Source organism: Novipirellula herctigrandis (assembly GCA_007859835.1).
Classification (GTDB): domain Bacteria; phylum Planctomycetota; class Planctomycetia; order Pirellulales; family Pirellulaceae; genus Novipirellula_A; species Novipirellula_A herctigrandis.
Map to the genome: position 1 here is coordinate 2,690,367 of SJPJ01000001.1, position 20,365 is coordinate 2,710,731.

Consider the following 20,365-nt stretch of genomic DNA (forward strand, 5'->3'; position numbering starts at 1 on the left):
ACCTGTTCTTGAGGGAATTTATCTTGCCAACAAATCTTGTTAGTGCATCGGTGTAAATTCAATCGCCTTCAGACTTGCCGACTCAACTTCACCCTCTAAACACTTCACCGATATGTTGTAGCGTCCGGCTTTCGGAAAGTTTATCCAACCGATCGGAAACGTTTGATAATTGTGCGACGAGTTTTGTTGATTTTGAATCGCTTGGCCACCTTCGATCGCGACACCCCAGACCAAGCGACCATTTCCGGAATACGTGAGTTCAACATTGTAATCCCCTGGCTGGAGCACATCGATTTCCCACGATGCGGCCCCCCCTTTTTCAAGGCCATGAACATGGGTGACGCCTTTCCACTCGCCGAATTTTTCCATCCAACGTTTTTCGGATTTCTCGGCATTGTCGACTGACGCGAATTCGGCAAGCACCTCCGTCGCCATATTGGGATCAAGAGCCCAAACAGGATCGACTTCGGGTTCGGATTCCAAGTTCACTTGAATCACCGAGACCAATTTTTCCGGTGCGCGAGGCGGTACATTCAACGCAATCCATTGCCCTGCTTTTTCCCAGGTTACCGACTCGCCTTCCTCAACTCCAAGCAATTCGGCGGACGCGATTTGGGTTTTCAGATTCGGCAGATACAATTTGCCGGAAGTCGGCCAATCAAATACGCAAAGGAAAAGAGTATTGTCCTTGCGTGTTACATCGCCCCACGGCAAGACATGTTGCCAAGGCGATGCATCGGTGTTGTAGACGACTTGCGGATAACGTCGCACCCACTCACCTGCCTGAGTCAGGGTTTTTTCAGCACGCTCGGGAACCGATCCATCGCCGCGCGGACCTATATTCAACATGTAAGTTCCACCTCGTCCAACGCATGCAATCAGTCGGCTCAGAATTTCCTTTGGTGACTTCCAATATTCGTCATACCAAGCGTACGCCCATGAATCGTTCGTCGTATCGACACTTTCCCACATACCTTCGACGTTGTGTCGCGGCACTTCCATGTCGCCGAGAGTCTGATAATCACCGAGTCCATGCCCGGCACGACCAGAGACCAAGGCTCGAGGTTGATTTTTGTGAACGACTTCGACGAGTTGCTCGACGTAGTGTTTGGGCATCTTGCCAGGCGTATCGAACCAAACCAGTTCGATCGGTCCGTACTCGGTCGTGATCTCGTTGACCTGCGGAAGACACTTTTTCACGAAGTAATCATCAAACGTCGCGCGGTTGCCCTCCTCGTCCTTGCCTGGACCATTGCCACCGCCGGGAAACGTCCAGTCTTGATTGTGTGAGTAGTAGAAACCAAACCCCAGCCCCGCTTCACGACACGCAGCAGCGAGTTCCTTCATCGGATCTTTTTTCCACGGCGTGGCATCGACGATGTTGAAGTCACATGCTTTGGAATGATACATCGCAAAGCCGTCATGGTGCTTAGCGGTAATGACGATGTACTTCATACCGGCCTCTTTCGCGATGCGTGCGATTTCGTGCGCATCGAAATTGACGGGATTAAATTTGCCAGCCAATTGTTTGTATTGGTCGATCGGAATACCGGCCATATTCTTGTTCATGATCCATTCGCCGATGCCGTAGTAGGTTTTTCCATCGACTTCATTCCCCAACAGCGAATACAGGCCCCAATGGATGAACATCGCATAGTTGCCTTCGTTAAACAGTTGCCCACGTGTGGCGTCCTCTACTCGCAACTTGACCACTGCATCGCCCCAAAGTTTGTCCATCGACTCCTGTGCCCGGGACAAGGATGGGGCGCAGGCAATCATGATGATGAAACAGATGCAGATCTTGACGTGACGTTTCATTAGTCGATTCCTATTGGCAAATATTCGTGCAATAATAAATGTGCAGGCAAAGGCAACGGGTTCACAACGGCGTGAGCCCGCTCCCACCGGCTCTACACCCTAGTTCAAATTGAACGCAGAGCGAAGCTCATCGATCACAGCCTTGGGCATCACCGACACATGGCCAATGACAGCAGCGTTGATCACGGCTTCGGCAGTTGATTCCAGCACTTCCAGGCGATCAAACACATCGAGCACGCTTGAGCCAGTCACCAACACTCCATCATTTTCCAAAATGGCAGCAGGCGATGCTGCCGAAACGTAGTCTGCGATCTTGCCATCGTTTTGGTACTGCACTCCGTAGGGAACACAATCGACGTCTCGCAAAAACACGTAGCTTTCGGGAATCGTTCGCGTATCAAACGGGACGTCAGTGACACTGAACGCAGTCGCATTGACCGGATGAGCGAAAACGATCGCCTGCACATCGGGGTGTTTCTGGTAGATGGCTTGATGCGCGAGAACGGCGCGGCTTGCCTTCTTTCCCGATTCACGGCGACCGTGACTGACAAGAACAAGATCATCAACCGTCAAGGTTTCACGGTCTTGCTGTGTGGGAGTGATCAAGAACGAATCGCCATCCACTCTCGCTGAAAAACTGCCTTCGGTGCTGATCAACAATCGTTGTCGGCAACCTCGGCACAGAAACTCGCGTAGTTGCCTGCGAAGTTCACGTTCGTTCTGTGTGGCGACTGGTGGATCAACCGAGACAAGGTCAACACTGCGCTGGGCAGCTTGTTGCAACTGTTCGTCGTTGAGATACCGCACCTTGCCAAGCTGGCTCGCCTTAATCAATGTCTTGCCTGCAAACTCAAACGCCTCGAACCGTTCAAACGCACGAGCCAAGGTTTCGCCACCAACAACGACACCATGATTTTCAAGAATCACACTGTCGCACCCTGCGGCATATGTTGCGGCAATGTTCTTTCCTAATTGCTCGCTTCCGGGGCAGGCGTAGGGTGCAAAGCCGACTTGACCACTGATCGTATGGGTTTGATGAAACAACCTAGTGTTGGGTTTCGATTGACAAATACTGAAAGCGACCAAGGCTACCGGATGAGCATGAACAATTGCCCGAATGTCAGGCCTTACATCATAGATCGCTTTATGGAACGGAAACTCAGACGACGGGGGATGAGGCCCATCGACCGTACCATCCGGTTTAACGCAAACGATGTCTCGGCGAGTCAGATTGCCTTTGTCTACCCGAGCGGGCGAAATCCAAATATCACCAGCTTCATCTCGTATGGAAAGATTGCCGCCGGAAGTTGTGGTCATGCGATAGCCATAGATCCGCCCCATCGTTTGCATGATCTCATCACGAGGATGAATCAGGGATCGTTGTGACGGCATGGAATTCTCGCTGCTGCTAGGAGACTCGGATTGAATCGTTTTGGAGATTGCGTTCAAAAACGTTTACATACGCAGTCCCGCAAAACGTTGCCGTGCATTTCCCCACTCCGCTGAGTTTTCGGACTTGAAAGTCTCAATCGAAAACGAATCTCGCACCGACGCACGAAGCTCTGCCAAAGACGAAAGATCTCCCATCGAAATTGCTTGAATCAACAGGTTGCCAATCGCAGTGGCCTCGACAGGTCCGGCAAACACGGATCGCCCCGTTGCATTGGCGGCGAATTGGTTGAGTAAACGGCTTTGGCTGCCCCCACCAACGATGTGCAATTTGGAAATCGTCCGACCAGTTAACTCTTGGATCGAATCGAGTTTGTCTGCGTATAACAGCGCCAAACTTTCAAAGATACAACGGGCGAATTGGCCCGGTGTCTCCGGTGCCGGTTGCTCCGTTTCACGACAGAAATCGGCAATCGTCGACGGCATGTCCGTGGGACTCATGAAACGGGCGTCGTCGGGATGAATGATCGATCGGAACGGCTCTGACTTTTCGGCCAAATCATTAATCTGGGTGTAGTCCAACTTCACTCCCTGCCGCAACCACGCGCGACGCGACTCTTGTAGTAACCACAGACCCACGATGTTTTTCAGAAACCGCGTCGTCCCGCCGAAACCAGCTTCGTTGGTGAAGTTTTGTTCCAAAACCTGCTCGTTAATCAGCGGCTCGGGAAGTTCGACGCCAATCAGCGACCAAGTGCCCGAACTGAGGTAAGCCCAATCCTCGCCTGGTTCGGCCGGAACCGCAGCGACCGCGGCGCCAGTGTCGTGAGAACACGTGGCGATCGTCTGGACGCCCCGCAAACCCGTGTTCAACTCGACTTCCTCCGTTAAAGGCCCCAACCGCGTACCCGAATCAACAAGCTTAGGAAAGAGCCGTTTCGGCAGGTGGAATTGCTCGATCAATTCGGTCGACCATTGCCGCGCAACCGGATTATACATCTGAGTCGTGCTTGCTAAACTCACTTCCGCACTCGCGACGCCACAGAACAAATAGTTCAGATAGTCAGCGATCGTAAGAAACTGGTCAGCGATTCCGAGGACATCCGGATTTTCTTGAACATCGGCGATCAAATGATAGAGCGTATTGATCGTCATGAATTGAATACCGGTCTCTGCAAAAATCTTTTCGCGTCCGACTTGTTCGAGTGCCATCTCATAGGGCTTCGCCGTCCGCGAATCACGATACTGATAGGGCAGCGCCACCATCGGTTGCCGCTCGTTGAACAGCACGTAATCAACGCCCCATGAGTCGACGCTCAGGGAAGAGACTGAAACACCGCGAGCGGCGATTTTCTGCAGCCCCGCCTTGAGTTCTTCGAAGATGCCAAGGACGTTCCAGCGGAGTGAACCTTGGATACGCGAGGCTCCATTGGGAAAGCGATGAATTTCCTCTAGAACCACACGGCCATCGACTAACGTGCCCAGAATCACGCGCCCGCTCTCCGCACCGAGATCACAGGCGATATAATTACGACTTGTCATAGTTTCAATGCTCGTTGGCGATAGTGTTCGTCAATACGGTTCGCAATTCGCTCGACATCAATGTCACTCATAAACACAGGGCCTCCCATCGCAGCGGCTCCGACGAAGATCTCGGCCGCTTTATGAGCCATCAACATCGCCGCCTTGACTGCACCGGGTGTTTTTCCCAGTGTAATCAGACCATGATTTTCGAGCAGGATAACACGCGGTGCGGCACCAAGTTCATCGATAAAGGCACCCGTCTTGTCACGGATTACCTGCGATAGTTGCAAACCAGGGTCAGTGTAAGGGACGAACACCGAACGACAACCGCAACACACAATTTCATCCGGGAACAACCGCCCGGTGGCAAACTCAGAGGCCAACGGTGAACACAAAATTTGGTTCACTGCCACACTATGCGTATGCCCAACAAATTCGACGCCTGGCAACGACAACAAATAGGCATGAAAAAGTGTTTCAACGGATGGTTTTTTTGCACTCGAGTCAACGCGACAAGCGAGAAGCTGATCTTCGATTTGTTGATCGCTCAAATCGGTTTGATCAAGCATCGAAAGCAGCGATTCAAACCGGCAAACGACCGCGTCGTCTTCACCGAGGGTTTGCAAAGAGCTACCGCTAGCTTTGACAAAGAAAGTCTCGTTGTCAATTTTTGCCGAAGTGTTACCCTCGCCAAGTATCGCCAATTGCCGGCGTTCCTCTCCAAGGAAGTGAGACAACTCTAACATGGCATGAAGAGCATCATGTTGGTTCATGAATAGACCTTATTTTGAGGGGCGGCCATTTTTTGAATGACCATCACAATTGGAGGGACGGCCATCATTCGCCGCCTGCCCAGTGAACAACAGCCAGTGAACAACAGCCAGTGAACAACAGCCAGTGAACAACAGCCAGCAAATCAACAGGCCACAGAGCCCGCCTTAACGTTCTTACTATTCCAAACTACACGCGACCGTATAACGGGCCGAAGTTTTGGCAGGCGCGGAAGTCGGCGGATTCTAAATCAGCCGTGCCAAACGCATTCCAAGCACTCGGGCGGAACACTCGATCCGCGTCAACATTGTGCATATAGACCGGAATCCGAAGGATCGATGCCAACGTAATAAACAAATGGCCCACATGACCAGCCGTCATCACACAATGATTTGCTCCCCAGTGGTTCATCACTTCGTAAGTGGACGTGAACGCACCGCGTCCAGTCACCGTCGGTGCGAACCATGTCGTCGGCCAAGTCGGATTGGTCCGCAAATCAAGTGCCTTGTGCACCTCTCCCGGCAATTCAACCGTATGCCCTTCGGCAATCTGCAGGGCCGGGCCTAACCCGTCGACCAAATTGATTCGAGTCATCGTCGCTGGCATACCACCTCGCGTACAGAATCTCGAGCTCATTCCGCCACCTGGAAAATACTCGGTCATTGACGGGTGCCATGTCGTTGCCTTCAGACACTTTTCGAGTTCTTCGTCAGTGATTTCCCAAAATGGCTTCATCGTCGGCGATCCGTCAGCAGCAGTCTGCTGGCCGGTGCCATCCAACGCAGCGGAACCTGAATTGATCAGGTGCAACAATCCATCATTCGCAAAACCCTCAAGCTCGTAACCGTCACATGCTGACGCAACTGCATCGGGGCTCCAGTAAGTTCGCAGATCGGCAAACACCTGAGCCGAGTTCGTAAGCAAATGCCCAAACAGCATCGTGGCAGCGTTGAGCCCGTCGTTCTCGGTTGCAACGATATACGGAGCCCGTTTGCCGTTCCAATCAAAAGAGGTATTGAGGATCGCTTCAAGAAAATCACCATTCGGAAAATGATCCGTCCATTGACGCTGACCTTGAAAGCCCGACGCTATCGCTTGGTGTCCGTGAGCCTGTTCCTTGAGTCCCATTTCGGCAAGCTTCGGGTTTCCAACCATCAAGTCCCGCGCGATCAAGGCCATCTTTACACTATCAGACCATTCGCTATCGAGCTGTTCGCGAGAGCGTGCATGATCTTCGCCGTTGAAGTCGTCGCCCTCGGGGCAATTCTCTTTGACCCAAGCGAGTGCTGTTTCATATTCGGCTTGGTCGAATTGGCCTTTGTTCATTCGGCCAATAAATTCGCTCATGTCGATGTCTTCGACCCGCATACCGAGCCACTTTTCCCAGAGGGAATAGTCGACCATCGAACCAGCAATGCCCATCGATGTTCCGCCCATCGACAAGTAAGCTTTGCCGCGCATCAGCGCGACCGCCAAACCACAGCGAACGAAGTCCAAAATCTTGCCTTGCACGTCCGCTGGCATGTTCGCATCGCCTGCCTCTTGAACGTCGTGCCCATAGATCCCGAATGCCGGGATACCCTTTTGCGTGTGACCCGCCAACACTGCCGCCAGATAGACAGCGCCAGGGCGTTCGGTTCCGTTGAACCCGAACACCGCCTTGGGACGCAGCGGGTCCATATCCATTGTTTCGGATCCGTAGCACCAACATGGTGTCACGGTTAGCGACACCCCGACATTTTCACGCCGAAACTTGTCGTCACATGCTGCAACCTCTGCGACACCACCAATGCAGGTATCGGCGATCACGCACTCAACGGGATCACCATTGGGATAACGGATGCTTTCGGAAACAAGCGTGGCAACGCGTCGAGCCAAATTCATCGTTTGATCTTCGAGCGATTCACGGACACCGCCAAGTCGACCGTCGATGGTCGGCCGGATGCCAATCTTGGGAAGGCTATTTTTCCAAACGGTCGAAGAAGGGTGTTGTGACTTCATATCGCGATTCTCCAGATTTAAAGCATCTACATTGAAATACAGGCGACGACTCAGTTTTCGACTTCACCCAGGCAAGAAAAGATAATAGTATGCGACTAAGCAAATGTGAACTAGGCTTGCCTCAAAACAGCATTATCGCATCCACAATAACGATTCACGCCAAAGACATAACAATCTGCGTCATCTCGGACACGTAAAGCAACTCCGATGAATCAAAAACCTCGTCCCCGAATCGCGTTGCTCGTCGAAGCGTCTCGTGCCTATGGTCGTGAATTGCTCCGTGGCGTTGCCTACTACGCTCGGACACAAGTGGATTGGTCACTTTGGCACCAAGAGATGATGCTCGATTCAGCCATTCCCGACTGGATAACGGGCTCTCAAATCGACGGCATCATTGCCAGAGTGAATACCGATACGATCGAGCCGCTCCGACAGTTAAACGTACCGATTGTGGATGTTTTTTGCAGCCGAAAATTCGCAGGCGTTCCCCAAGTCGAAACGGACAACCAGCGTGTTGCCGAGTTAGCGTTTGAACATCTTTGGAATCGTGGTTTTCGCCGCTTTGCTTTTTGTGGTTTTCGCTTCGCGTCCTACTCCGAGGCAAGGCTAGACTGTTTTCGCGAATTGGTGTCACAATCAGGGTGCCATTTTTCGTTTTATCAGTCCGAGGGTAGACCCGACATTCCTGTGACGAGTTTAGAACGAGCAGGAATCGTTGACATCGAGCCAATGTCGAATTGGCTCTCCAAGATTCAGCGGCCAACGGGATTGTTTGTTTGCAACGACATTCGTGGACAACAAGTACTCAATGCATGCCGAAGAGCGAACATTGCCGTCCCCGACGATATCGGTGTGATCGGCGTTGATGATGATGACGCCATCTGTTTGCTTTGCGACCCAACGCTATCGAGCGTTCGTCCTGATGCCGAACGCGTCGGCTATTGCGCTGCGGAATTGCTAAACCATATGCTCGCTGGTTTCCCACCCGAAACGAATGTGAAGGTCATTCGCCCACGGTCGGTATCGGAACGACAATCGACGAAGGTCGTCGCGGTTGATGACGTTGAACTGGCAAAGGTTTGCCGATTCATCCGACAACATGCTTGTGACGGAATCGACGTAGGCGACATTACTCGGATAACTGCGCTTTCGCGCAGACAACTGGAACGGCGGTTTCGAGAAAAACTAGGACGGACTCCTCACGCACAGATTACACTCACGCAAATTGATCGAGTGAAACAACTGCTTCGCGAAACCAATATGACACTTGAACAGATCGCCCCCAAGGCTGGATACAATCACAAGGAAAGTCTTAGTGCCGTGTTCAAACGCGAAACGGGCCAAACACCAGGTGACTATCGTGCTGAAAATCGTCGTACCGACAGCGCGATGAATCAAGCTTAAAAGCAATACCCAATTGCTTCGTCCCTATTCAAACCTTGGGTAGCAAACGAACCTGCGCGAAGTCCCACGACGCAGGGAATAAGTCGCTATACTCAACAGCCACTCACCAAATCCCACTTTTCCCATGTGGAGTCTCTGGCCATGTCCCTTTTCAAAACTTGCCGGTTCGTTTGCTTCGTACTTCTTGCCAACAACTCCTCCGTGGCGTTTGCAGATCTACAGCAAGATGCAGGGACAATGTTGCGGGGAGCTGGTTTTTCAGGGGGCTTTGTCGTCCATCTCGATTGTGGCGATGCCACATTATCCGAAGCCATAGGCAAGACCAAGGCGACTCAGGTTCACGGCCTCATTCGCGATGCCTCGCAAATTGACGCCGTTCGCTCGCGACTTCGCACCACAGGCCAATACGGCGACATCTCGGTAGACCACTTTGCCGGCGGCGATCTTCCCTACGTTGATAATCTTGTCAATTTGTTTGTTGCCGAACAGCTTGGCGACGTTTCCATGAAGGAAGTGCTTCGGGTATTGGCACCCGGTGGCGTCGCGATGATAAAGGATAAAGAGACTTGGGAAAAAACGATCAAACCGTGGCCCGAAAACATTGATGAGTGGTCACATTATCTTCACGATGCCAGCGGCAATTCGGTTGCTCATGATGATGTCGTTGGTCCGCCCCGGCATTTGCAGTGGGTGGGCAGCCCACGTTGGTCAAGGCACCATGACCGCATGGCGAGCATGAGTGCGCTTGTGTCCTCGGGCGGGCGAATGTTCTACATCATGGACGAAGGAAGCCGTATTTCGATCCAGCTTCCGCCGCATTGGAAACTGATCGCGCGCGATGCATTCAATGGCTCGGTGCTATGGAAAAAAGACATTCCCGATTGGCAAAACCATCTTTGGCCGCTTAAAAGTGGCCCTTCTCAATTGACTCGCCGATTGGTCTCGAGTGACGACGCCTTGTTTGTCACGCTAGGCTACAACGCACCTGTGTCAGCACTCGACCCAGTCACCGGCGAAGAGATTCGTGTCTACGAGGGAAGCAGCGCCACCGAAGAGATCATTCATATCGATGGGTTGTTGTTCCTTGTCGTGCGAAAGCAGAAAGCGGAACTACAAGATTATGCACCGCTGCATGGTACCGTTGGCGACCAAGCTCATGTACGAGAAAACTACTTCTGGAACGAAGAACCACGCGTGATTATGGCTTTTGACGCCAAGAGTGGAAAACAGCTTTGGGCACGGCAAACCAAGGTGTCGCCTTTGACGCTTTCAGCCGATGATTCACGCATCTACTTTCATGATACCGAACGAGTCATCAGCTTGGATCGGCAAACTGGCGATATGGCCTGGGAAACCGATACGGTATCTCGACGCAAAGCGTTTACGTTTAATTTCGGCCCTCGCTTGGTCAGTCACGAAGACGTCGTACTTTACGCAGGCGGCGATGGCAAGATGATTGGCATTAACAAGAAGGATGGATCGGAAGTTTGGGACGCGAGTTTCCCAAATAGTGGTTACCAGTCGCCGCAAGACTTAATGGTTGTCGGTGGCTTGGTTTGGGTGGCACCGTTGACAAGCGGCAAAGACTCAGGTGTCTACACGGGACGTGATCCTCGTACCGGTGAAGTAGTGAAACAGTTCTCACCGGATGTCGATACCTATTGGTTCCATCACCGGTGCTATATTTCCAAGGCGACCGATAACTTCTTGATGCCTTCACGCACCGGGATCGAGTTTGTGGATCCGAACCAAGAACATTGGGACATCCATCATTGGGTTCGCGGTGGTTGCCTTTACGGTGTGATGCCTTGCAACGGACTGACTTATGCTCCGCCCCATAACTGCGCCTGCTATCCGGAAGCGAAACTATTTGGCTTCAACGCTTTGGCTCCGTCGGCGCCTTCGCGTCCCGTTCCTGTCGATGTGCCTGAGCAGGGTCGTTTACAGAAAGGCCCGGCATATTCAGCCCCGCTTGAGAATCATGACGTGCGATCGATCGCAGAGAATTGGCCGACTTATCGCCATGACGCCCGCCGTAGCGGTGCCGTTGCATCGACGGTTGCGGCAGAGCTGAAACCGCAATGGAGCGTCCAACTGGGCGGCGACTTGAGCCAAAGCGTTATTTCCGATGGTACCGTTTTTGTGGCACAAACCGACACGCATACCTTGTTTGCACTGGACGAACTCGACGGGAAAACCAAATGGACCTACACCATCGGTGCCCGTATTGATTCGCCGCCGACGATCCATCGAGGTCGCGTTCTTTTCGGCGGCGCCGACGGATGGGTGTATTGCTTGACAACCAATGGTGAATTGGTTTGGCGATACCGCGCCGCACCGTTAGATCGACGCTCGATGGCTTACGAACAACTGGAATCGCTGTGGCCGGTCCACGGCACCGTGCTCGTCCACAACGACATGGTTTACTGTGTCGCTGGTCGATCCATTTTTCTCGATGGCGGATTGCGGTTGGTGAGATTGGATTTGAAAACCGGTAAAAAGCTCTCCGAGACGATCATGGACGAAAAGAATCCTGATACAGGAAACAACATTCAAGAAAAGGTGCAAGTCCTGCAAATGCCAGTGGGCTTGCCCGATATTTTGTCGTGTGACGGCAAACACATTTTCATGAAGTCGCAAAAGTTTGACCTGGAGGGAAATCGTCTCGAGATCGGTCCGAACTCGGGCGAGTTCGCCAAGCAGGCCTCGAAGCAACGAGGCGAAGACGCACACATCTTTGCACCAATGGGTTTCTTGGATGAGACGTGGTTCCACCGATCCTACTGGGTGCTTGGGCAAAGCTTCGCAGGCGGTCATGGAGGTTATTATCAAGCGGGAAAATTTGCTCCTTCGGGACGAATTCTTGTCAACGGCAACGGCTATGTGTATGGCTACGGACGCAAGTCTCAGTATCTCCGTTGGACGACGACGCTAGAACACCAACTGTTTGCAGCGGAGCCAAATCCACCCGAGATTCCTGTCTCAAAGGCAGGTGGAGCGAGAAACCAGCTTCCCGCGGGAAGTTACGTGGACTTTGGCCTATCACCAAGCATGAATCCAACGGGTCAACCGTTGACGATCGAAGCATGGATCAACAGCACGAAACCCAATGGCGTTATCGCGGCACGCGGAGGTCCATCGAATGGATTCTCGTTGGTGATCAATGGCGGTTATCCCACGTTCTTAGTCCGCGCTAAAGATGAACTAACGGCTGTTCGAGGGCCAAAGCGGATCGTGCGTGGGTGGCACCATATTGCGGGGGTACTCAGCAAGGACAAAACGATAAACCTATACGTCGATGGCGAACTGGTAGGTGAAGGCAAATCAAAGGAATTGATTACGAAAAACCCCGTCCAAGGTTTCCAAATCGCGATTGATGGCCAAAGCGCGGTCGGGCTTGAAGACAAGAGTGTCCCGTTTACCGGCGTGATCGACGAAGTACGTTTGTACTACGAAGCATTTGATGCAAAAGCAATTGCGGATCGGTTCGAAAACGATTCGGAATTGTCGAGCGATGCGGTATTGGCGGTAAGCTTTGATGACGGTACGGCCCGCGACAATAGTCTGCACCGAAACAACGGGACGATCTCATCAGGCAAAGTCGTTAAAGGACGTGTTGGTAAAGCGATTCAATTCTCCGGAGCAAATGCGGCGCGAAAGGGCAACAAGAAAAAACCCCAAGGTGGAAGTCTTATCGAGCCAAAATGGGCGGAAGATGTGCCGATCTACGTTCGTGGCATGGTACTTTCAGGGCTAAGTCTGTTTATTGCAGGCCCCCCCGACGTGATGGACGAAGAACAAACCTTCGAGAAATTGACATTGCAGAATAAAGAAGTCAATACGCTCCTTGCAAAGCAAGACCGGCTGATCGATGGCGAAGAAGGAGGTTGGTTACTGTCAGTCAATATCGATACAGGGCAAGTCGAAAGTAAACTCAAACTCTCAGAGTTGCCAACTTGGGATGGTTTGTCGGCTGCGGGGGGAAAGATTTTCATGACGACGCTTGATGGTTCCGTCAATTGCTACGGCAGCAGTAATTGACGATAAGAAAAACGCCCATTGCCATCTTTGCCCCCCATTGCCATTTTTGCCCATCGTCTTGGCCCGCGGGCCCACTGGTTCATGCCCGGACGCTTTTCGCCCTCGTCAAAAAAAGACGAGCGTCGTTGCCAATTCAATCGTAGTCGCTGATGTCGCCGCGTGCCTTTTTCAGCGATTTTCAATCGCCTCTTGACCACCACGTTCAATCAAATCGCGAAGTTCCGTTTCCTTTTCCTCACTCCAGTAGCCGCAATCGAGTTCGATGAATACGGATGTGTAGGGAATCGTCATATCCGTTTTCAGCAGAAGGATATTGAACAGTTTGGAACCTTCATCCAATTCGCGGATGATGTCTTCATGCTTCATCACCTTCAACGGACGCTCGCCAAAAAGGCTCTTCAGCCCCTCTCGATACGTTTCGACCCCAGGAGCGTTTTCTTCGGGAACCGATTCCAATTCAGCGTCGAGCATGATAACGGGCCGAACGTGCTTGGCCGCATCCACTTCCTTCAAGACGTGCTTCAAGACGTCCAATTGACCATCGCCCGTATAAATGGTTTCGATACCCGGAGCACTCTGCTTGGGATAGGCCGAATCCGCGATGATAATCCAATTTCGGTGACCATACTGCGGCAAACGTTTGCTCAGCAGCGGTTTCCAATCCTCGGCAAGGGCTTGCCCGGAAACCAGGAAAAGAGCAGCAACGATAGCGGTTGTCATTTTTGGGTATGTCATGGAATTGCACTCAAATGAATGGTTGATAGCCTCGCGAAAAACAACACTCGTGAAAGGTCGCCGCATCTCGTACAAGACGCCAGCAATCTTCCCTAAACATCGCGAGATTCGTCTTTTTTTCCGGAGCGATTGGAGCCAAAACGAATTTGCCTCGCTGGGTTAGACTGGCTCCACGAATGAAATAGTGTAACGGATCCGGTACCTCAAGGTTATTGCAACACGACGCTTTGCAGCATTTACGTCCATCAAGCCATTCGCTGACACCTACACCTCAACCAAATCCATTGAGAAACAGCGACTCGATATTTGCAGAGCACAAACCGAGCCGTGCGAATCGAAAGTCCAATACACGGATCCTGATAGACTTGCGTGAACGGGGCGAAAATTTTGAACTAAGAAAATCGAACGCAGAAAAGTGTTCTAAGTCGTGAACGCCGAAACGGTTAATCAGTGGCCTTCCGCGTCAATACGCCCATCGAGATTCTCCGAAAAACGCTCCACAGCGGTATCCCTTAAGAATATCATCGCTGTTACATTAAAATAAAAGTATCGATCTAGTATTCGCAAACGAGATTTCCAAAGGCGTTTCCTACGATGACCCTTTCAAGAAGATGTTTTCTTCGAACCACGGCGACTGCACTCGCTGTCACGCCGTATTTCTGGACAAGCTCGAAGGCCAATGCAGAGGACAAGAACAGTCGCTTGCGTCTAGGAATGATCGGTTGTGGCGGGAAGGGACGCGATGATTCAAGGTTGGCTTCGATGCACGGCGACTTTGTTGCGGTTTGCGATGTCGATCGCAAACAGGCTGAGCGTTATGCAACCAATCGAGAGCTCAATGGTGACGAAAAACGCAAGCTCGATATCTACGCCGACCATCGCGAATTGCTGGCCAGAGATGACATTGATGTGGTCATCTGTGCCACCCCCGACCATTGGCATACACCGATTTATGTCGATGCGTTGCGTGCGGGGAAACACGTCTATGGCGAAAAACCAATGACGTTGACGATTGATGAAGTGAAAGTGCTTCGCAAAGTGGTTGCCGAATCGAAGGGCACATTGCAGGTCGGTAATCAACAAAGAAGTTGTCAATGGTTCCGCGAAGCGATCGCCATTGCCCAAAGCGGTATTCTTGGTGAGAACCTGACTGCAACATGCTACCTTGGGAAAGGCCAAAAGGGGGGCCCATTCAAAGCCAAGCCTGTACCAGATAGTTTGGATTGGGATCGCTGGTTAGGGCAAACTCCATTGGTACCCTACATGCCTCAGCGATGCCATCATGCGTTTCGATGGTGGTATGAATACTCCGGCGGCAAACTGACTGACTGGGGCGCGCATCATATTGACATCGCCCAGTGGGCATTGGGAGCGATCGACTCAGGACCGGTTGAAATCGAAGGAATTGGTGTTCACGATTCACGGGAAAATTGTTTCAACACAGCACAAACTTTCCGCGGAACACTCAAGTTCGCAAACGGCACAAAGCTGATCTTCGAAGATGGCGGCAAGGAAACAAACGGGATCTTGCTACAAGGCGATCGAGAACGAATTTTCGTCAATCGAGGCAAGCTAGTTGGCAACATGGTCAATAAGATCACCGCGGACTCAAAGTGGAATGCTAGAATCCGAGACGCTGCTGGTGAACTCTACCAAGGCCCCTATGGACTGCCCGAAAAAGTGCTCGAAAACTACGACAACTTTGGCGAGTTTGACGATTCGAACTGGGAAGGCGTCAAGCAGTCGCATATGGGAAATCTTTTCAAGTGTATTAAAGCAGGAGCGAAACCGATCTCCGATGTGGTGACCGTCGGCAATAGCACCATTTCATGCCACTTGGCTAACATCGGACTGCGTCTCGGACGTAAACTCGTCTGGGATCCGGCCTCCGAACGATTTGAGAGCGATGACGAAGCAAACGCAATGCTGAGTCGAAAACAGCGAACCGGCTACGAAATCAAAACCGCTTAGGAACATCAACCGACGCCGGGCTCGTTGAATTTGAGCGTCGAACGATCGATTGCCGCGAATCTCGTAGCACGTGATCGGATTGGTCTGCGTCGCACTAACCAGACCGACCATAAGCAAATCGTTGCACCCGAAAGCAATGTGTTACTGCAAATGCAGGGGCCCTGGGTGATTGATCTTCTCAGAACCGGCTGCCTTCCCGGGCATTTCTCCGTACGAAAAATTTTTCCGATCTTTCTTGGGCTTCCCAGGACGAGCCTCACGATCCGGCGAAAGATTTTCAGGAAGGGTGTCGCCGGTCTGTTCGGTCCACTCCGACAACAGACCTCGCATCGTTTCAAGAACCGGTTTGTTTTCAGGGTTGGAAGCAACGTTGGACAACTGATGCACGTCCTTACTCACATGATAAAGCTCTTCTTCGGGGCACGGATTCCAAAAGACGTTTTGCTGAGCATCCGACAGAGTGCCAAGCTTTTGATTGTCCCATAGCTCATCGCCCGCACCGCCCATGTACGCTTCAACACAGAGGTTCTGTTGTTCGGGTAAGTTGTTGCGAATGTAAAGCCAATCTCCGGTTCGCACGAGGCGTTCGTGGTTCCGAAAGACGTGCCAATTGTGCTCAGCAAAAACAACGTCGCGGGTGGTGGCTTTCGAATTGGAAAGAATTGAATGGAAGCTAATCCCTTGGATACGCTCGACCTTTTCTATTTTAGCCAAGTCGAGCACCGTCGCAGCAACGTCGATCGAACTAATCATACTCTCCGTCGACCCCACAACGGCGCCGTCGGGGTAATGCACGATAAACGGTGTTTTGATGCCGCTGTCATACAACCGTGTTTTACAGCGTGGGAACGGACGACCGTTGTCCGCCATCACGATGATTACGGTTTGATCTAATACGCCCTGTTGCTCTAACTCCTCGACCACCAACCCAATGTAGTGATCGAAACGGCTGACTTCGTGGTAGTATCCGGTCAAATCCTCGCGAGTCTTCGGGCCGTCAACCAAGTAGGGTGGGACCACGACATCCTCAGGGCTGTACTGCGGCGCATCATCATTAAGGGTCCAACCACGGTGCGCGTCGGTCGATGCAAACCAGAAGAAGAACGGCTGATCCTTTGGTCGACCATGAAGAATCTCCACCCAGTCCCCCTCTTTCCCCGGCCCCACGCCCTTGGACACCTTTGTAAATCCTCGATGCGCCTCGCTGCCCATGTGATCTTTTCCCGAGAGCACAGTGTAGTAACCAGCATCCTTCAAAAACTCAGGAAATAGAACCGATCCCTTCGGCAAGGTCGTGTGCAGTTCCGCGGCGCCGGTGTTGTGAGGATACCTGCCGGTAATGATGCTGCAGCGACTCGGACTGCAACTGCTGATGGTCAGGAAGGCATTGTCAAAACGAAGACCATTGGCCGCCAATCGATCGATATTTGGCGTTTGCATCGACTCGTTTCCATAGCATCCAAGATCCTCTTGCGAGATATCGTCAGCCAGAAACAGAATCACGTTTGGCCTACCCGCGTCTGCTGAGCGAACTAACATTTGCGAGAGTATCGCGATAACAATGATGTATTTCATTTTCTTAGCTCTTGCCTGGAATCCTTGGCGTCATATCAAATTGATTAAATTGCTGAAGCCCGATCGGTTTTGTGCCGTTGCCGAAAACAACCTCGCTGCATTTCTGCATCGTCCGCTGGTGGATGCTTCGAGTCTAAGCTTTTTTGGCAGGGGAATAGTCTATCAGTTACCGATATGGCGTGCTGCGTGTTCCGACATGATGGGGGCAGCTTGAACCCTCCGCAAAGCCCACCTGTATCAGCCCGCAAACATTTTTGCGAAGCCCACCCGTGGATACCTCATCCTTTGTTCTGCTATGTGTAGAGCGGAATCAGCAAAGTCTTTGCCTGCGATGAACGGCCTTCACCAACCATGATCATTTCTCTCATTTACCGCTGCCGTTTGGGGTATTTCGCACCAGTAAGGTCTTCATAGATCTCCTCCAACCGCTGCTGCTGCGATGCTCGGAATTGCGGATTGAAAGTACGGAAGTTCTTTTCCTGCCACGGTATTTTCCGGTCAAAAATCTGCTCGAAGCGTTGATAGCTGGGCACATTCACACAGTTGTTTACCCAGTGCTTGTGAAAGGCGTCGTAATTATTGCGCATCGTTTCGAGCGTCTCCCGCTTTTCTGGATTGGCAGCAACATTGTTCAGTTCACTTGGATCGCCGCTGAGATCAAAGAGCTCTTCCGCAACCGGCGTAGCTTCATCCGCATAACACCACAAGATATACTTCCAATCCTCACTCACCACCGACAGTGCCTTGGGCAAATCTCGGTTCGCCCAGTCCCAGTTCTGAACAATGCCCAACTCCGATCGAACGCGTCGATTTGGATTCCGAACAATTGGCACCAAGCTCTTTCCGTCCATCTGCGCGGGAATCGGCACACCGGCGAGATCGAGCATTGTCGGCGCGAAATCAATGTTGCCAATGATGGCCTTGGTTGTAACGCCTCGGCTTCCATTGGAAGTACGAGGATCAAAAATAATCAGCGGGATGCGGGATGCATGCTCATACGGCAACACTTTGCCCTGCAATCCGTGAGCGCCACAAAAATAGCCATTGTCGGCGGTGTAAATAATCACCGTATTATTCGCAACGCCTCGCTCCTTCAGGGCGTCCACCACCATTCCGACTGCGGAGTCCACACCGGAAATCAGTTGATAGTAGGCTTTTAAATGATCCTGATAATGCTCTTTGTCCCACTCACTGCGTTGCACAAATTGACGACCGGTTTTCGCCTGCACCGGAAGCAGCGACAGTCCCTCTTGATCAAATCCCGGCGGTTTGGCAAAGGTAACGCTGGCATAATGCTTCTGGTCTTGGGGATCAATTTCGTTGTGAGGCTTGTGAGGTGCTTTGAAACTGAGCGACAGACAGAACGGCTGATCCAATCCAGCGGACTCTTTGATAAAGTCCCTCCCGAATGCCCCCAAAGCCCGCGTCACGTGTGGGTATCGTTTGGCATAGTTCACCATGTTTGGGTTTTTGCCAGTCGCATAATAACCCTGACCACCTTGGAGCGCCCCCCAGTGATCAAAATCACGCGACGCATCATAGACGCTTTTTCCAGCCGATTCCGGGTCCGATATACTAAAGCCCCATTTGCCTGCGAAAGCGGTTCGATAACCCGCCTGCTTTAACAACACGGGATAGGACTGGTTCTTCCATACTTCCGAAGACAGGTCGCCCGTTAAGAAATTGCAGCCCGTTTTATATTCATACATGCCGCTCATCACAGTGGCCCGTGACGCCATGCAAAGCGGACTGGTTGCATAACAACGTTCGAAAAGAATCCCGCGAGCGGCAAGCTCGTCAAGATTCGGCGTTTCGATCTCTGCGTTACCCATACAACCCATCGCCATCGCCTGATGATCGTCCGCCATCAAAAAAACAACATTCGGCTTGTTTGCATTGCACGCTTGATTGATTCGATAAAGGTGACTAATTAGACACAGCCCAAAACAGAGTGCCAACGTTCGCTTGTTCATTGTCTTTCCTAATGCGTAATTCGAATCGCGACATACGGACCAAACCGTTTTTCCACGAAGCGATCTGGGTCCCCATTGTAAAGCGGATGAATCGATCCGTATGACCAACAATCGCCCACCTAGTTCAGATCTAACTCTCGTTCTTTGCGACGACGAAGAAGTCTGGTGAGAAATACGGAATCACCTGAATAACAGACCCTCGATTGCGAACGATTTGCTCCTGCGGTCAATCAGAGATGACTCCAACAATGCCCCTCAGGCCTAGCTTTTTCACAGCACCGCACTAGCACTGCGAGCCAAATGACTTAAAGTGCTACCATGTCTAACCACTCTCGAATCGTTACACCTGGCCCCGGTCGACCACGCTGGGTCGCCCCGTCGACACGCAGTGAACTCGTCTATTTAAGTTGGGGATCGCGTGATTTTTCGAAATCCCCCATCCCAGAACATCACAACCCCGGCTGGAGCTACGTGGTTATTTGCAGCGGTACGGTGCGTATTTCCCAGGGTCCCAAGGAACGGTCGCTTGGTTCATCCGAGTGCCTTCTGGCTGGCCCAGGATGTAGTTACGGACTACGTCATGCGAAAGGCGAGCGATGTGAACTGCTGGTTTGGATATTTCGTTCTGCTCCCAACCACTCCCCATTGGGATTGGGAACCGATTTATTCCAGACCGTTACATTGGATACTGAAACGCGACGTTTCGTAGAGAATCTACACGCGCAAACGCGAGAAGAAATCAGTCGAGTCCGGGATTTCTTTGAGCCCTCGGTAATACACATTCGCGAACTTTTGGACATTCAAATCATGCGTTCGCTTCACGGACCGCGGAAAGAATCGGTCCAGGACCGCCGTCTGACACTGGCCTATGATTGGATGCTCAACAATTTGGAACTCAATGACCCGGTTCGGTCGCTATGCGACTATTTGCAGATTTCTCAAAGCACACTTCACCGGCTGTTTCGCGACCACTACTCAATGGCGCCCGGCGCTGTACATCGACGCCTCCGTGTTCAAGAGGCGCAACGTCTGATTGAAGAAGAAGGCTGGCAGGTCAAACAAGCCGCCTATCGCCTTGGCTACCATCACGCAAACGATTTGAGCCGAGCGTTATCAAGAGCTGTCGCGGACGAAACGACATCGAACTAGCAGCATCCCAAGCC

The 20,365-nt window shown here is 51.8% G+C and carries 12 protein-coding genes; 4 read left to right on the forward strand and 8 right to left on the reverse strand.

Going from position 1 to position 20,365, the window contains the following annotated elements:
* Positions 1 to 39 precede the first annotated feature (39 nt).
* The 5 genes from CA13_RS09960 to CA13_RS09980 form a co-directional block, all read right to left on the reverse strand.
* On the reverse strand, positions 40 to 1,779 hold the full coding sequence (locus CA13_RS09960) for an alpha-L-fucosidase (protein WP_419195104.1): 1,740 nt from the start codon (positions 1,777 to 1,779) through the stop codon (positions 40 to 42).
* 138 nt (positions 1,780 to 1,917) lie between these two features.
* Positions 1,918 to 3,210: a class II aldolase/adducin family protein gene (locus CA13_RS09965; RefSeq protein ID WP_146395976.1), complete on the reverse strand. Its 1,293-nt coding sequence runs from the start codon at positions 3,208 to 3,210 to the stop codon at positions 1,918 to 1,920.
* 63 nt (positions 3,211 to 3,273) lie between these two features.
* Positions 3,274 to 4,749, reverse strand: a complete 1,476-nt coding sequence (locus tag CA13_RS09970) for a rhamnulokinase (RefSeq protein WP_146395978.1) — start codon at positions 4,747 to 4,749, stop codon at positions 3,274 to 3,276.
* The gene (locus CA13_RS09975) at positions 4,746 to 5,504 is read right to left on the reverse strand and encodes a class II aldolase/adducin family protein (protein ID WP_146395980.1); all 759 of its coding nucleotides are present in this window, start codon (positions 5,502 to 5,504) and stop codon (positions 4,746 to 4,748) included. Before CA13_RS09975 ends, CA13_RS09970 begins: the two co-directional genes overlap by 4 nt.
* Before the next feature lie 187 nt (positions 5,505 to 5,691).
* Positions 5,692 to 7,503: an L-fucose isomerase gene (locus tag CA13_RS09980; protein WP_146395981.1), complete on the reverse strand. Its 1,812-nt coding sequence runs from the start codon at positions 7,501 to 7,503 to the stop codon at positions 5,692 to 5,694.
* A gap of 207 nt (positions 7,504 to 7,710) precedes the next feature.
* Between CA13_RS09980 and CA13_RS09985 the strand changes: the two genes are divergently transcribed.
* Entirely contained in the window at positions 7,711 to 8,907 is a 1,197-nt protein-coding gene (locus tag CA13_RS09985) for an AraC family transcriptional regulator (protein WP_146395983.1), read from the forward strand.
* Between the two features lie 141 nt (positions 8,908 to 9,048).
* On the forward strand, positions 9,049 to 12,948 hold the full coding sequence (locus tag CA13_RS09990) for an outer membrane protein assembly factor BamB family protein (protein ID WP_146395984.1): 3,900 nt from the start codon (positions 9,049 to 9,051) through the stop codon (positions 12,946 to 12,948).
* A 168-nt stretch (positions 12,949 to 13,116) separates the two neighbouring features.
* Here the strand turns inward: CA13_RS09990 and CA13_RS09995 are convergent, their stop codons facing one another.
* On the reverse strand, positions 13,117 to 13,683 hold the full coding sequence (locus CA13_RS09995) for a hypothetical protein (RefSeq protein ID WP_146395986.1): 567 nt from the start codon (positions 13,681 to 13,683) through the stop codon (positions 13,117 to 13,119).
* Positions 13,684 to 14,277: 594 nt separating this feature from the next.
* On the opposite strand from CA13_RS09995, the gene CA13_RS10000 reads away from it, so the two are divergent.
* Entirely contained in the window at positions 14,278 to 15,654 is a 1,377-nt protein-coding gene (locus CA13_RS10000; protein ID WP_146395988.1) for a Gfo/Idh/MocA family protein, read from the forward strand.
* Positions 15,655 to 15,795: 141 nt separating this feature from the next.
* Here CA13_RS10000 and CA13_RS10005 read toward each other — a convergent pair whose 3' ends face one another.
* On the reverse strand, positions 15,796 to 17,229 hold the full coding sequence (locus CA13_RS10005) for a sulfatase family protein (protein WP_146395990.1): 1,434 nt from the start codon (positions 17,227 to 17,229) through the stop codon (positions 15,796 to 15,798).
* A gap of 368 nt (positions 17,230 to 17,597) precedes the next feature.
* Entirely contained in the window at positions 17,598 to 19,202 is a 1,605-nt protein-coding gene (locus tag CA13_RS10010; RefSeq protein ID WP_146395991.1) for a sulfatase family protein, read from the reverse strand.
* 318 nt (positions 19,203 to 19,520) lie between these two features.
* Here CA13_RS10010 and CA13_RS10015 point away from each other — a divergent pair, with 318 nt between their 5' ends.
* Positions 19,521 to 20,351, forward strand: a complete 831-nt coding sequence (locus CA13_RS10015) for a helix-turn-helix domain-containing protein (RefSeq protein WP_146395993.1) — start codon at positions 19,521 to 19,523, stop codon at positions 20,349 to 20,351.
* The last annotated feature ends 14 nt before the right edge of the window (positions 20,352 to 20,365 follow it).